The sequence below is a fragment of the Enterococcus sp. DIV1420a genome (genome assembly GCF_051712165.1).
In the GTDB taxonomy this organism is placed as follows: Bacteria; Bacillota; Bacilli; order Lactobacillales; family Enterococcaceae; genus Enterococcus; species Enterococcus faecalis.
On record NZ_JBIOOI010000001.1, the window covers coordinates 837,809 to 853,041 of the forward strand.

Here is a 15,233-nt window from a genome sequence, read left to right on the forward strand (position 1 = left end):
TAATCTCAGAAATACTGCTTAGTAAGTTACAAAAAAGTAGAGATAAATAAAATGAATCCCTGTCTTGAATAAATCACTACAGGGATTTTTTAGTAGGATAAACGGGCTCTATACTTTCTGATGTTGGTATTTTTACCAACATCTTTTTTGTTTCACAAAAAAGACACCTCGAAATCCTGTAGAATTAAAGTCACCTAACCCATTCTAAGGAGGAATCAAGATGTCCTATACTGAGCTTATCAAAGAAACCCTAAATATTCTAGACCTAAATGTTATTTTTGAAGAAAATTGTTTGCGAAAAGAAAAAATAAATGGACAAATTAAAACAACCTTCCCAACCGTTCTTCACTTTGATGAATTTAAATCCGTTCGTCAGGTTTCTGGCGCCATGAGTTTTATCATTTTAAATGGGCAAACAAGAAAATTATTTGATATTGTTGAAAACCGCCAACTGTCTTATTTAGAACGTTATTTTAATCGTTTTCCACTATCTGTGCGGGAAAACGTCCAATTTATTGTCATTGATATATACACACCTTACGTTTTTCTCGTGAAAAAATGTTTCCCTAAAGCAAAGCTCATCATTGATCGCTTCCATATCGTTCAACACATCGGTCGGATCTTTCGAAACCATCGAATCACTTGGACAAATTATCTATTAAAAAGTTCAAGTTTGGCTGAAAAACGCCAAGGAAAATAACTCAAAAAATACTGGAAGTTATTACAAAAAAATCAAGAGAAGTTGGATAGTTTAAACCGCCGTCGGCGCCCTTCATTTAAAACTTATTTGACCGAAACAGAGCTTGTGGACAGGCTTCTTTCCTGTAGTGTTGAGTTAACACAACGCTACACATTGTACCAAGACTTTTTGTATGCCGTTCATAAACGCAACCAAACGTATTTTGATGCCTTGAATTATCCTTACTCGAATGGACAATTGGAGTGTCTAAATAATCATATCAAAGTGTTAAAGCGGAATGCCTATGGTTTTCGTAACTTTTATAATTTCAAATTACGTATTTTCGTCCAACAAGGACAAGCTATACAAACCAAATAAAAAAATCCAGAGGATTTTCTCCTCTGGACTCGACATGATTCTACAATTTCTCTTTACCAACATTATTTGACAAAGAGCTTTTTTTCGACTGACTTCGTGGTTACAAACGGGGTACACAAGCTATCAAATTTGCATAATTTTGTTCTTCTGGAATAATTCAATGGTGAAAGAAACCCATATAAATCAATAAGCTTGTATGGCGTTCACCTATATATTATTCCCACTCTTTTTAAGCTGGTAGCTTAAAATACTATTATATCAACATTTTTTTAATATAATTGTTTTTTTGGTAGGGAAATGGTAGGGTTAAAATTTTACTGTTTGATTTCCATTAAAAGTAGAAACGTTCGATTTTTTTGCAATTGTAAATTGAATGTTTCCAGTCATTAGCTGAGCAATATTTTCATCATTTCTGCTCCACAAATGAGCATAGTGCTTCAAAGTAATTTCTGGGCTGGAATGCCCTAATCGCTGTGAAACAACTAAAATATCAGCGTTAAATTCATTGATTAGATAGCTTACATGTGAGTGACGCAATCCTTTTCCTTGAATTACTGGGACTTTAGCTAATTTGGCATATCGTGCAATGATTCGTTGAACCGTTGAACGAAAGAGCGGTAAATCAGTGTAACTAAGAATGAATTGTTCTACACCATGTTTTTTTTGGACATTTTTCCATTCTTTTAGAATTTCTATTGTATCATCATCTAGGGAAATAGTTCGCATACTATTTACAGTTTTAGTATATGGTTTCCGGATAAAATTATTTTGGTTTTTCATTTCTAAAGTGTGATGAATTCGTAATTTTTTTCGGATTAAATCTACATCACTCCAATTGAGTGCTAATCCTTCACTTACTCGAACTCCAGTCATATAGTATAACCAAATTAACACAAAACACATATGTTCATATACGTTTTCTTTATATATTTTTGCCAATACCTGTTCAAATTCTTCTTTTGTCCAGTAGAGAACAACTGACTTTCCTTTAGCGATAGCTTTTGTTTTCTTAGAAATGTTCTCCTGCAAAAATTGAAGGGTTACGGCATAATCTAAGGATTTACGAAACATACCGTACATAAGTGAACTATACGATTGAGAATAGCCGCTATCGTTTAATAACCAAATTCGATAGTTTTCGCAATCTCTGATATTGATATCGCGAAGTTTTTTATAGCCAAAATGTTCAGTAATTTTTGTTAAGCCGCATTCACGAGAATTCCAAGTGCTATTTTGTACACTAGCTTTGTAATGAGTGATATAGAATTGTTCCATAAACTCTTTATAGGTAAGGTTATAGTTTGCATAACCGTTCGCTATCATATAATCATTTTTTATTCTCATGACTTCTTTATGCGCTTCACGAGCTGAGGAGAAGCGTTTCCCCAGACTATCTTTGGTACCCTTCTTTTGAATTCTTTTTCCAGTAACTTGATCAGTTCCTAGTTCGACTAGATAAGAAAAGCGCCCTTTGCTATCTTGATATACACATGGATATTTTGTTTTCATACTTATTCCTCCTGTGAAAGGGGAATACCTATAATTTCTTCTACTGCTTGTCGAGGAACTACCCCGACACGTTTATTATTATAATACGGATATCCCTGATTGACCATTTTTATTTTAGCTTGTCGGATAATAGTAACTGCTTGATGTGATTTAAAACCAATATTTTCTAAATCTTTTCGACAAATGGTATTTTTCATTTTTATTAACTCACTTTCATAGAAAACACTAAGATTGATTAAAAGTGTTACTTCTTTATTTTTGTGTAGCGGACAGTACTTTCTTTAAAATCCATTATCATTTCAGAATGTTTACATTCATTTAAAGCACTGTAAAAAAACGGACGTCTTACTATATATTCACTGGTATATAACACGTTTTGACTAGTAGAATCAAAAGGAGATTCAACTAATTTATGGGTCACTTTTGGTAACCTTAAATTTCTTGATTTAAAAAAAGCTTTTTTCTTATGCTCTTTTAAGTCCAAATCTTTATCAAAGTATTTACTAACATAACGTCCTCGGTTTTCGATGCTATCGACATCAATCTTATTGATTTTGAAAGAACCATGCCCCCATATTTTTATTAAGCGATTCACAGAGACATAAGGGAAATCAAATAAAATTATATGATAATGAATGGCACCGCGTGTTTGTTTTTCCCACGTTGCAAGATATTTTATTTTTGCTTTTTTAGTGTGATAAAGTTCATAGTTTAGTCGTTTGATAAATTTTTTAAATTCATTATTTGCATAATCAATTTCTTGAATGTTTTCTTTGAAAGTGAGTGTTAAAAATTTTGTTTTGTTATCAAAATTTGTATCAACTATTCGGGCAATATTAAAGCGCATATTCTTGTAGTATTGTTGTTTTCGTTTTAGGCTATCGTATTGTTTTTCAGCGGATAATTCCTCAAATTTTTTTCGTTTATCAATTAGTTCATTATCGTAAAGCCAAGAAAGTTGTTGTTTTCGTTCGGGATTTATTTCGCTTTTTTTATTTTTTTGCTTTGGTGTAATAATAGTTTCATAATCATAAATTTCGATATACGTGGGAGTTTCAATGATTTTTTGATTGTAAATTTTCAAAAATCATCACCCCTTAGTGACTATTTAATTGTCAAAGGTCAAAAATAGAATGGATATTTTTTCTCCTGATGTTGGTCTATAAATCAAGTTAAGTAAGAAGAAAGTCTTCGACTTTCTTCAAAAACAATCGTCCATCGTGTGCAATTTTTCGATCGGAAAGCGGTGTTAGCTGGTGGCTCTACCGCTTCCGCCGAAACCACCCGCTGGAAGGTTGTTTTTGTGATGCTAATAATTCTTCTAAATGGTCAATTCTTTTTTCGAGAATTTTATAGTTGATTTCTAGCAATTGATATCTTTTTGAATAAACAACAGCCCATTCTTTTTCCCATTTAAGTCTTACTTCTCTCATTATCTCTACAAATAGTTCAGAATTCTTCATCATATTAATCGTATAGTACTTATCAAAAATTTGTCTAATTGCAATATCTCTCCCAATTTTGGGAATCAGGTTTGCGACTTGTTGTATTTTTTCAATTTCATCTTGTGTAAATAGTCTAACTTTTCGTTGTTTGAGGTTTTTTTTTGAGTGCGAGTTTCCCTGATTATCACGTGGAACAACACCATAATGAAATTGATAATTACATTCTTTTTGTATAAAACTTATCCATTTATTTAAAGTAGAGAGAGAATGAACTCCCTCTACCTTCTCTAATACCTCGTATGCGGTAAAGTATTTGTTCATTTATTTTGAATAAGAACTGCTTTTGTAGCAGTTGCAGATAATCCATAACTAACAAACTGTCCATTTACGCGCCCCCACGGAGTAATAACAAGTCCTTCAAAGCGAATTAGAGCCATTCCTTGTTTATCTAATTCATCTTTAGTAATTATCGGATATTCACTTTGAATTCTCACACTCACTTTTTCAAACCGTAGCTTTGGAAGTACGCATTCATAAGTCCAACCTAAAGCTTCACCGTCTTTTTGCCAACGAGTTACTTGAACAACTTGATATTCTGTTTCAAGTTTCTCTTTAGGCAATGCTAAATCACTAATTTTTATTGTCATTTGAGTTCCCTCACTTTCTATATTTTAGTACATATTTTAGTACAACACTAAAATAACTCTTTTTTAATTTTTTGTCAATAGTTTTTAGTACATAAAATAGTACAAAAATCATTTTACTATTTATTTGATATCTGCTATTATTGATATTGAACTAAATCCCTAAACAACAAAGGAGATTAAACAAATATGAAGCCAAATAAGAAAAAAGTTGGTGAACGAATTCGTGAAATTAGGACAGATTTAGGATACAGTATGGAAGAATTTGGACGATTAATTGGTGATTCCCCAAGAAGCTCTGTGAACAACTGGGAAAAGGGGGTAAGCATTCCTAAAAGAGATAAATTGGAAAAAATTGCGATTTTAGGTAAAATGTTGCCCGATCAAGTTTTATATGGAAAAGCTGATGAATATCTATATGATTTATTTGATCAAAATTTAAATGTTAGGTTTAGTAATAATATTTTATATGAAATATTTGAAAGTATTCCTCCCGAACAGCGGTCTTATAATGATATGATGTGGCTTTTTATTGGAAAATATTTTTTAGATAATGGGCGACGAGGGAAAAAAGTAGGAACGTATACTTATCAATCAATGTTAGGAATTCCTAATCTATATACTGCTGGTTATAGGAATGATTTTATCGAACAAAGAGAAGACTATACAAAACAAAATGTACATTACTATATATATGCGGATAAAGAAAGTAACGTTCTTCATGTTATACCCTTTACACCAAATGATAGTCTTGTAAATTTATTTTATGAGTATCCGGATGTTATTGAAAAAAAAGAGGAACATCAAATATTTACTCAAAATTTTGATGAAATAGGACTTACATTAAAAAACTCTAGAATTATCTATTATGGTATAGATAAGCAAAAAATGGAACCTCACATTCAAAGTTTTGTATTTGATACAAATAGTAATATCTATAGAGAAATAAAGACAACGGAAACTTTCCCAATGTTTGTTGAGGAATTAGATAAAAAAATAGAGCAATTGAAAGCTAATTAAAGATTTCTTGTGTATGATAGTCTAATGGACTATTGTTTTTTTGTTATATTTATAAAATTGAAGGTTAACCATAACTGATTATTATTTTTTGATATATGAAATTAAATTTTTATTTTATATGTATTAATTTAGAATTAGCATCATGAAGAAGCTGTCCCTACTATTTTCAAAATAGTAGGGACAGCTTTTTTATAATACCTAAAAATATATGTTGTTATAGTTGAATAAGCAAAAGTTATTTGAATAGTGTTTATAGGTTTATTTGTAAAACTTCTTTTAGAAATAATTTTCCTTTTGTTGTTATTAAAACAGCTCTAGAACCATCTTCTAAGACTACGAATCCTTTTTTTATAAAAGATTCTAGCATAGCTTTTCCAATGCTTCCTGCTAAATGATGTTTTCTTTCGCTCCAATCTAAGCAAGCCCTACAAAATTGTCTTTTTTCGTGTTCTAATTTTGAGGTGTTAATATCCAAGGTATCATTAAAAAATTTTTGACCCAATTCAGTTATAATCCATTTATTGTTACACTTTTCTAAGTAGCCATATTCTAAAAGACGGTTATTTATTTGTACACCTATGAATCCAGCCAAGTGGTCATAACAAGTTCTTGCGTAATGTAACTTTTCTTGACTGATTTTTTTACTTAAATGATGTATAGGTTCAGCAGGAGAAAAATTAGTTAAATATTCAAAAATAATAGCCACTTCTTCGTTTTTAAGTTGGTAATAACGAAATCTTCCATGCTTTTCGACTACTACCCAATTTAAATCATATAGTTTTTTTAAGTGATAACTCGCAGTATGATGGTTAATATTTGCGGACTTAGCTAGTTCATGTACTGTGTGAAATCGACCATCCATTAAAGTATCTAGCATTAACTGTCTAGAGTTGTCTTTAATAATTTTTATAAAATTAGAAACATCTGGAATTTTATTCATAAAAAAACCACCTTTTTAATTAAATTTCATATATCGATGAGAATCGACACAACTAGATTATATACTATATTTACACATATTAAAAATGGGAGGTTGAGAAATATTATTTATGAAATTTGAAAATAAAAAAAGAGAAGATATATTGAGTAAGCTCTCTATAGCTACTGATTTAGAATATAGTTCCATTCAAATCAAGGCAATGAAAGAGGAGCTTAAAAAAATAAGTTGTACATCGCTAAATTTTGAAAAAATTAATAAAAAAGAGGAAGAACTTACTTTTTTATCTGAATTTTTATTAACAACCGAAGAGGTGTATCTGAGATTAGTTAATTTTAGAAAAGAAAGCTTACTTTATTTAACTAGTCTAGATAAAAAGACTAGAAGAAATAGCTATAGAAAGTCTATCAATCTATATATAAAAAATAAAGAGTTAATAGATTATTTAATGATTAAAAATATTAAAGATAAAAATAGCGCTACAAATAAAATATTTGAAAAATCATATAGAGATTGTGTGTTAGAAGAAGATAACTTTTCAGTAAGTGCATTCAATACTTTTGTTGAATGTATACATCAAAGTTTTAATATATCTCAGTCAATGATTAAACTAGAAATATTAAAGAAAAATACCTCAAGACTGCTTTGGGAAGATGTTTTCTATTATCCTGTTAATTTGAATTATGACTTTATAAAAATAAACATAAGAGAATTAATTCTTGAATTTTCTAGTGTATTAGGTAATCCAGTAAAGAATAGTATTCAGGCATTATTTGATAATAATAACATCTATTTTAAAAATGATATTATCACTCCGTACACAATGAAGTTTCATTTAGAATTACCTATTATTGTAACTAATAAAATAAGTACTTTTGATGATTTAGTTAACTTAGTTCATGAGCTAGGTCACGCAATTTTTAATATTTTCTATAAAGAAACGGATATAGTTAATAATCTTATTTTTGATGAGAGTTTTGCAATTTATTTTGAAATTTTATTTTATCAATTTTTACTAAATAAGCACGTAGAGGACACAGAAAGAATATCTTTTCTAGAAAGCTATAGAATTGAACGTATGAGGGGATTAATTTATAGACAGAATATTGTTACTGAAATGGAAATAGCTATTGATGCTGGAGATAACGATTTAGAAAATATCTATACTAGGAGTTTGAAGCATTATTTTGGTAATGATGTTTTTTATAATATTTATTCTAGAAATGAATACTTGAGTAACAGTCATATTTTTGATCCGTACTATTCATATAAATATTCAGTAGGTGCGATACTTGCTATACATTATTCCTTAAATAGCGAAAATATAAATAATATTAATACATTTTTGTCTAATAGTGTTATTGATATAGAAAATTGTCAATATATTTATCAATCATTAGATCAAATTTCTTATTGGATTAACGATTTTAAAAAAAAATGGGTTATAGCTTATCCCGGACAGAAAAAACTAAATAATAAGTAAGGGAGGAAATATCGCATGAAAAAAACAATGAGTGTACGTAAATTAACTAAGAAGCAAGTAAGCAAAGTAAGTATTGCTGCACGTTAATAATACGTATTAGAAGGAGACACTTGGGTTTACAAGTGTCTTTTCATTTAAATAAAACTATAGGGAGGCACTACATGTATATTAAACCAAAGATTAAAGATATGTATGGAGTCTTATTTCTAGATAAATTAATAAGAGTAGGAACAGGTTTAGACTATGCTATTGAAATAGATAATGTCGGTGGAGAATATACGGACTTATTTATTCTTCTGAAAAAAGGAGTAAGATTCAAGAAAATAGTAGAACAATGTACATTACTTTCAGAAGAAGAAGTATATGAATCAATTGAAATGTTAAATAATATGGGATACATATACGATGTAGGAATAGAAGAATCAACTATTTTAACAGATGAAGAAAAAGAAAGATATAAAGTTAATATTAACTATTTTAGTACTTTTACTGAACAAGGATATTCTTTGTATTCTATACAAGAAAAAATTAAAAATGCTAATATTTTAATTTTTGGTGTAGGAGGTATTGGCAGTAATATTTGTTTAGCATTAAGTGAATTGGGAATAGGTAAAATAACTGCTGTTGATTATGATGATGTTGAACTAAGTAATTTAAATCGACAAGTATTATATGATGTAAATAGTATTGGTAAGGTTAAGATTGACGAGGCTGAGAAAAGATTAAAGTTATTTAATCCAAATGTTAATTTTGTAGGTATTAATAAAAAAATTAGTTCATCTAAAGATGTAGATGAACTAATTAAAAGAGATAATTATGATATGGTAATTAACGTTGCAGATTATCCTACAGGATTTATTGATTATTGGGTTAACGAAGCTTGTGTAAAGAATAACATTCCTGTATTAGCTGCTTTAGTAGATAAGAAATATGGACGAGTATACTCAGTTGTTCCTTATAAAACAGCATGTTTTCAATGCCAATATATAGATGAAGTTAAACATAACCCAGAGTACAAACAAGAGCTTATGGCAGTTAGAAATGCAACAGGTAATTCAACATCATATTATCGTGCTCCCAATGGAGCGCTTGGTCCTACTTGTCTATTTCAAGGTTATTTTGTTTCTTATGAAATTCTGCGTTATTTATTGTGGGGGGAAGAAAGTATGTTGACATTTAATAAAAGGTTTAATATTAATTTTTTAGATTTCTCGCAAGAATTTGACGAATTAGTAAAATGTAAAGAATGTCCTGTTTGCGGGAAGGAATGTTTAGAATGAATAAAGCATTAGTTGTTAATAATATAAAAAAAAACTATGGAGATTTTTCTGCTGTTAAAAGATTAACGTTTGATATTGGAAAAGAAGAATGTGTTGCCTTGCTTGGGACAAATGGTGCAGGAAAAAGTTCTACTTTAAGAATGGTTTATGGAGCTAGTTTAATTACTGAAGGTTCTATTATGATTAATAATCTAGATATTTCAAAAAAAATGAAAGAATCAAAAAAAATAATTGGCATTGTTTCTCAAGAGGATTTATTAGACTTATCTTTGAATGTATTTGAAAATTTGGTAGCTCATGGAATTTGTTATGATATTCCTAGAAGAGAAGTAGAAGAAAGAGCAATGAGTCTTTTGAAGTTTATTGAATTGGAGGAACAAAAAAATAAAGAAATTTACGAACTATCAGGGGGAATGAGAAGACGCGTAGTTTTGGCACGTTCATTAATTAATAATCCTAAACTAATTATACTTGATGAACCCACAACAGGGTTGGACATACAATCACGCCATTTAATTTGGAATAAATTATTAGAATTAAAATCTAAAGGTGTAGCCATTCTATTAACTTCACATTACATGGATGAAGTTGAAAAAATTGCTGATAGAATCTTAATTATGCACAAAGGAGAAATTGTCAGTTCAGGAACAAAGGGAGAGCTATTAAGAAATTATGGAAAAGAAAACTTAGAAGATGTATTCTTGTCAGTTACAAATGGGGAGGTAGCTAACGATGTATAAACTCTCGTATTTATCTGTAAAGTATGTGATAATTCGAAATTACATGAGTTTCAAAAAACTATTTAAAATATCAATATTTCCTAATCTTGTTGACCCAATATTATATTTAATTGGGCTAGGTTTTGGTTTATCAAAATTTGTTGGGGAAATTAATGGGATGACATACTTTACTTTTGTATCTTCTGGACTTATAGCAGCCACTGCAATGAGTGCGTCTACAGCAGAAGCAACTACCAATGCTTTCATACAAATGAGAATTGAAAAAACATATTATGCTATAGCTATGACCCCAGTAAACTTGCAAGATATTGTTATTGGACAAGCTATTTGGGCGGGGGTAAGAAGTGTTATTTTCGGAACTATGTTTTTAATTCTTGTTAGTTTTTTTGGTGTAGTTCATAGTTGGACTGTGATATTAATTCCTATAGTCTTATTTGTAACGGGGATAATTTTTGGATTACTAGGTTTGACATTCACTGCTTTAGCACCAAGTAGAGATTATGTAAATTACTACAATGTGTTAATTATACAGCCATTATATATGTTCTCAGATACATTTTTTCCATTATCCAGTATGTCTTCAAACATAAAATTTTTAGGGAATTTTTCTCCGCTGTATCATGCTGCAAATTTATGTAGAGGATTATTAGTTGGTAATATGAATAATTTTTTATTCCATATGTTATCGCTAATTTTGTTTGTTATAGTATTATTTTATTTACCTATGATTGCAGTAAATAAAAAGTTAATCTATTAATTTTAACTAGTCTCTTAAAAGTATTCTTAAAGTAGTTATGAAAAAAACCCTTATTAAGGGTTTTTTTGGTAGGGAAAATGGTAGGGAATCATACTATTTTTAACGAAATTCAAGCTCTTTAGCAATTGAAGAATGTTGATTTATAGGTATTCCCCATCCATATTATGTTGGCTCTTTATTCCCACTCCACAGTTGCAGGTGGTTTTGAAGTAATATCGTACACGATACGGTTTACATGTGCAACTTCGTTCACGATGCGCACAGAGATTTTTTGTAAAACATCCCAAGGGATACGGGCAAAGTCAGCGGTCATGCCGTCGATAGAAGTCACAGCACGGATACCGACTGTGTAATCGTAGGTACGGCCATCGCCCATAACACCTACTGAGCGGATGCCAGGTAAGACAGTAAAGTACTGCCAAATGTCACGATCTAAGCCAGCTGCTGCGATTTCTTCACGTAGGATAGCATCTGAATCACGAACGATTTGTAATTTATCTTCTGTAATTTCACCAAGCACACGAATACCTAATCCTGGTCCTGGGAATGGTTGGCGCCAAACGATTGCATCAGGCATGCCAAGTTCAGTTCCTAAGGCACGAACTTCGTCTTTGAATAATGTATTTAAAGGTTCAATTAATTCAAATTGCATGTCTTCAGGAAGACCACCAACGTTGTGATGTGATTTAATTGTTTGCGCAGTTTCTGTACCAGATTCGATGACGTCTGTGTAAAGAGTTCCTTGTGCTAGGAATGAAACGCCTTCTTCCCCAGCAAGTTTAGTTGCTTCGTCATCAAAAACATACACAAATTCGTTACCGATGATTTTACGTTTTTGTTCAGGGTCAGAAACGCCTGCTAATTTACTTAAGAAGCGTTCTTTCGCATCTACTTTAATAATGTTTAAGCCAAATTTACCGCCTAAACTTTCCATTACTTGTTCTGCTTCACCTTTACGTAATAATCCATGGTCAACGAAGATACAAGTTAATTGGTCGCCAATGGCTTTTTGTAAAAGCACGCCGACAACACTTGAGTCAACGCCACCTGATAAACCAAGTAAGACTTTTTTATCGCCTACTTGTTCACGGATTTTAGCGACTTCCATATCGATGAAGTTTTCCATGCTCCAGTCACCAGTACAGCCACACACATCAAAAGCAAAGTGACGTAATAAGTCGTTACCATATTCTGAATGACGAACTTCTGGGTGAAATTGTACGCCGTAGAATTTGCGGTTGGCATCTTCGATAGAAGCGATTGGACAATCATTGCTTGTCCCAACTTTTTCGAATCCAGGAGCGATTTCTGTTACTAAATCACCGTGGCTCATCCAAACGGTTTGTTTCGCAGGTGTTCCTTGGAATAATGTCGCATCACCAAGGATTTCTAATTCTGCTTTTCCGTATTCACGGTTTGCGGCAGGTTCTACTTTTCCGCCTAAGTTATGAGTCATTAATTGCATACCGTAGCAGATGCCAAGAATGGGAATTCCTAACTCATAAATTTCTGGATCAATGCTAAAAGCATCTTTGTCATACACGCTGTTTGGTCCACCTGAGAAGATGATTCCTTTAGGCGCGATTTTGCGAATTTCTTCTGCCGTAGTTCGGTGGCTTAATAACTCAGAGAATACGCCAAATTCACGAATACGACGAGTAATCAATTGGTTAAACTGACTACCAAAGTCTAAAACAATAATTTTTTCGACAGATGTCAAATCGGCAACGTTAGTCACGTCTATTACCCCTTATCCATTTAAATTTATCTAAAGAAAAGGCGGTTAAAAAGTGGTCAGCACCAAGAATTAAGAAAGGATTTTCAAAAATTGTTTTACGATTTTTAGAAAATTTTGGCTTAATTCCGCAGGGGCTACTTTTAAACAGCCGAGAATCAGGCGGTTAAAAAGTGGTTCACTTTTGTTCCGTACTCTTCTTTGTCTAGCTATACTTATTAAAACATTTTACTCCTTGAAAGTCATGCATTCTGCTGAAAATTTTCAAGGATATTTCTACAAAAGATACAGGATATTTCTTAGCTCGTCAACCCTTAATATTTACGTAGATAGATTTGGTCAATCAAATGATTTTCCGTTTTATGCAAAATAATGTCCGCACGTCCGCGCGTTGGCAAGATATATTCCTCCAAGTTCGGCAAGTTCACGGTTTTCCAAACATTCCGTGCCATGGCGAAAGCATCTTCTCGTTTGCCAATTGCATATTGGTAATAATAATTATTAGGATCTAAGAAAGCCGTATCTAATAAGGCCCCAAAACGTTCTAGGTACCATTTTTCAATTAAGGCTGGATCGGCATCCACAAAAATAGAAAAATCAAAAAAATCACTCACATAAATTTGTTGATTGGCGGGTAACTGTAAGGTGTTAATGCCTTCAACAATCAAAATATCTGGTTGTTGAATCAACTCATATTCGCCTTCGATAACATCGTAGACACTGTGAGAATAGACGGGTGCTTTAATTTCGTCTTTGCCGCTTTTGACTTCGTTTAAGAAATTAATTAGCTTCTCCATGTCATAACTTTCAGGAAACCCTTTTCGGTCCATAATTCCCTGTTCTTCTAACACTTTATTGGGATACAAAAATCCATCCGTTGTAATGAGTTGAACGTTTCTTCGTTTAAACGTTCGGGCCAGAATTCTTTGCAAAAGACGAGCGGTGGTGCTTTTACCAACGGCGACACTGCCGGCAATTCCAATGATGAATGGTGGTACAGAGACATATTCATGTAGGAATAATCCTTTGCTAAGTGTTAGCGATTCAAATTCTTTCATGTATAAATGAATAAGATGCGTTAAGGGTACATAAATTTCTTGTACATCTTTTAGTGAAATTTGGTCGTTCACACTTTTAATGTTATCCAATTCTGCTTCGGTTAACGGTGCTTTGCCGTCATGATAAAACCCATGCCATTCTTCTCTGGAAATTGGGTAGTAATTCATTTTATCGTCCATTGTTCCTCCACCAAACCCTGTTCAATCTTTGTACATTTTACCATAATTTCACAAGGGAAACACAGGATTTTACAAAAGAATTCCCTTCTTCGCCAATTTATGATGAAAATGGTATCATGAAAAGAGAAAACTGTTAGAAAAGAGGGGAAAAGCCATGAGAAAAATTGTATTATTTGGTGATAGCATTACTGCTGGTTATTTAGACGAAGCTGTCTCACCTGTTCTTGTTGACTTAGTAAAACGGGATATTGCTGCGATGGGTCTAGAAGAAGTGGCTGTCATTAATGCTGGAATGCCTGGCGATACAACAGAAGATGGTTTAAAACGATTAAATAAAGAAGTACTAATTGAGAAACCTGATGAGGTGGTGATTTTCTTTGGCGCCAATGATGCGTCACTGGATCGAAATATAACAGTAGCCACGTTTAGAGAAAACCTTGAAACAATGATTCACGAAATTGGTTCAGAAAAGGTGATTTTAATTACGCCACCATATGCGGATAGTGGCAGACGTCCAGAACGTCCACAGACGCGTATCAAGGAATTGGTCAAGGTTGCACAAGAAGTCGGAGCGGCACATAACTTGCCAGTTATTGATTTGTATAAAGCGATGACTGTTTATCCTGGAACGGATGAATTTTTACAAGCAGATGGTTTGCATTTTTCGCAAGTGGGCTATGAATTATTAGGTGCCTTGATTGTTCGAGAAATAAAAGGTAGACTAAAACCAAAACAAGCATAGATAGGAAGAACAAAATGGCGAATCATTATTATACAGAAAATCCAGAATTAGCACATGATTTAGAAAGCTGGTCTTTTCCATTACGTGGTCGGACCTTTCAGTTTACGACCGATAGCGGGGTCTTCTCAAGAGGAACAGTGGATTATGGTTCTCGTGTGTTGATTGATGCCTTTGAATGGGAAAATTTACCAGCAGGCCGTTTGTTAGACGTTGGTTGTGGCTATGGACCAATTGGGTTGTCCTTAGCAGCGGCGACTGGTCGACTGGTGGAAATGGTGGATGTCAACCAACGGGCGGTTGGGCTAGCTCAAATGAACGCCCAACGTAACCAAATTACTACTGTGGATATCCATTCTTCCAATGTGTATGAAACCTTAAACGAAACGACCTACGCGGCGATTGTTAGCAATCCGCCCATTCGTGCAGGCAAAAAAGTTGTCCATGGCATTTTAACAGGGGCTTTTCCGTTGTTGAAAGTTGGTGGCACACTAACGGTGGTTATTCAAAAGAAACAAGGTGCACCTAGTGCAGAGAAGAAAATGGCTGAAGTATTTGGCAATGTTGAAATTGTGACAAAAGACAAAGGCTATTATATTTTACGAAGTGTTAAAGAAGCAGAGTAAAAAAGAACCTCCACTTTAGTGGA

The 15,233-nt window shown here is 32.5% G+C and carries 15 protein-coding genes and 1 pseudogene; 8 read left to right on the forward strand and 8 right to left on the reverse strand.

Annotation, left to right across the window (positions count from 1 at the left end):
* Positions 1-322: 322 nt before the first annotated feature.
* Positions 323-1,057 (forward strand): annotated as a pseudogene (locus tag IGI80_RS04125) (transposase); the annotation flags it as partial.
* Positions 1,058-1,363: 306 nt separating this feature from the next.
* Here the strand turns inward: IGI80_RS04125 and IGI80_RS04130 are convergent.
* From IGI80_RS04130 to IGI80_RS04150, 5 genes are all read right to left on the reverse strand, one after another.
* The gene (locus IGI80_RS04130) at positions 1,364-2,566 is read right to left on the reverse strand and encodes a tyrosine-type recombinase/integrase (protein WP_438722714.1); all 1,203 of its coding nucleotides are present in this window, start codon (positions 2,564-2,566) and stop codon (positions 1,364-1,366) included.
* A gap of 2 nt (positions 2,567-2,568) precedes the next feature.
* Positions 2,569-2,763 carry a DUF3173 domain-containing protein gene (locus IGI80_RS04135; protein ID WP_438722716.1) on the reverse strand — a complete coding sequence of 65 codons (195 nt, stop codon included), beginning with the start codon at positions 2,761-2,763 and terminating at the stop codon, positions 2,569-2,571.
* 47 nt (positions 2,764-2,810) lie between these two features.
* On the reverse strand, positions 2,811-3,650 hold the full coding sequence (locus tag IGI80_RS04140; RefSeq protein WP_438722717.1) for a rolling circle replication-associated protein: 840 nt from the start codon (positions 3,648-3,650) through the stop codon (positions 2,811-2,813).
* Between the two features lie 178 nt (positions 3,651-3,828).
* Positions 3,829-4,332: a hypothetical protein gene (locus IGI80_RS04145; RefSeq protein ID WP_438722718.1), complete on the reverse strand. Its 504-nt coding sequence runs from the start codon at positions 4,330-4,332 to the stop codon at positions 3,829-3,831.
* Positions 4,329-4,658, reverse strand: a complete 330-nt coding sequence (locus tag IGI80_RS04150) for a hypothetical protein (RefSeq protein ID WP_438722720.1) — start codon at positions 4,656-4,658, stop codon at positions 4,329-4,331. The genes IGI80_RS04145 and IGI80_RS04150 overlap by 4 nt, the downstream gene beginning before the upstream one ends.
* A 186-nt stretch (positions 4,659-4,844) precedes the next feature.
* Here IGI80_RS04150 and IGI80_RS04155 point away from each other — a divergent pair, with 186 nt between their 5' ends.
* Positions 4,845-5,675 carry a helix-turn-helix domain-containing protein gene (locus tag IGI80_RS04155; protein ID WP_438722721.1) on the forward strand — a complete coding sequence of 277 codons (831 nt, stop codon included), beginning with the start codon at positions 4,845-4,847 and terminating at the stop codon, positions 5,673-5,675.
* Between the two features lie 250 nt (positions 5,676-5,925).
* Here IGI80_RS04155 and IGI80_RS04160 read toward each other — a convergent pair whose 3' ends face one another.
* Positions 5,926-6,615, reverse strand: a complete 690-nt coding sequence (locus tag IGI80_RS04160; RefSeq protein WP_438722722.1) for an ArsR/SmtB family transcription factor — start codon at positions 6,613-6,615, stop codon at positions 5,926-5,928.
* 109 nt (positions 6,616-6,724) lie between these two features.
* On the opposite strand from IGI80_RS04160, the gene IGI80_RS04165 reads away from it, so the two are divergent.
* The 4 genes from IGI80_RS04165 (at position 6,725) to IGI80_RS04180 (ending at position 10,872) form a co-directional block, all read left to right on the forward strand.
* Positions 6,725-8,095, forward strand: a complete 1,371-nt coding sequence (locus tag IGI80_RS04165) for a hypothetical protein (RefSeq protein WP_438722723.1) — start codon at positions 6,725-6,727, stop codon at positions 8,093-8,095.
* A 161-nt stretch (positions 8,096-8,256) separates the two neighbouring features.
* Positions 8,257-9,375: a HesA/MoeB/ThiF family protein gene (locus IGI80_RS04170; protein ID WP_438722725.1), complete on the forward strand. Its 1,119-nt coding sequence runs from the start codon at positions 8,257-8,259 to the stop codon at positions 9,373-9,375.
* Positions 9,372-10,115 carry an ABC transporter ATP-binding protein gene (locus IGI80_RS04175; RefSeq protein WP_438722727.1) on the forward strand — a complete coding sequence of 248 codons (744 nt, stop codon included), beginning with the start codon at positions 9,372-9,374 and terminating at the stop codon, positions 10,113-10,115. The genes IGI80_RS04170 and IGI80_RS04175 overlap by 4 nt, the downstream gene beginning before the upstream one ends.
* Entirely contained in the window at positions 10,108-10,872 is a 765-nt protein-coding gene (locus tag IGI80_RS04180) for an ABC transporter permease (RefSeq protein WP_438722728.1), read from the forward strand. Before IGI80_RS04175 ends, IGI80_RS04180 begins: the two co-directional genes overlap by 8 nt.
* Positions 10,873-11,047: 175 nt before the next feature.
* On the opposite strand, the gene guaA is transcribed toward IGI80_RS04180, so the two are convergent.
* Positions 11,048-12,610, reverse strand: a complete 1,563-nt coding sequence (guaA, locus tag IGI80_RS04185; RefSeq protein ID WP_002356158.1) for a glutamine-hydrolyzing GMP synthase — start codon at positions 12,608-12,610, stop codon at positions 11,048-11,050.
* A 311-nt stretch (positions 12,611-12,921) separates the two neighbouring features.
* On the reverse strand, positions 12,922-13,845 hold the full coding sequence (gene coaA / locus IGI80_RS04190; RefSeq protein WP_002356160.1) for a type I pantothenate kinase: 924 nt from the start codon (positions 13,843-13,845) through the stop codon (positions 12,922-12,924).
* Positions 13,846-13,999: 154 nt separating this feature from the next.
* Between coaA and IGI80_RS04195 the strand changes: the two genes are divergently transcribed.
* Together IGI80_RS04195 and IGI80_RS04200 are read left to right on the forward strand one after the other, a co-directional pair.
* Positions 14,000-14,587: an SGNH/GDSL hydrolase family protein gene (locus IGI80_RS04195; protein ID WP_002356161.1), complete on the forward strand. Its 588-nt coding sequence runs from the start codon at positions 14,000-14,002 to the stop codon at positions 14,585-14,587.
* A gap of 14 nt (positions 14,588-14,601) precedes the next feature.
* On the forward strand, positions 14,602-15,210 hold the full coding sequence (locus IGI80_RS04200; RefSeq protein WP_002356162.1) for a class I SAM-dependent methyltransferase: 609 nt from the start codon (positions 14,602-14,604) through the stop codon (positions 15,208-15,210).
* The last annotated feature ends 23 nt before the right edge of the window (positions 15,211-15,233 follow it).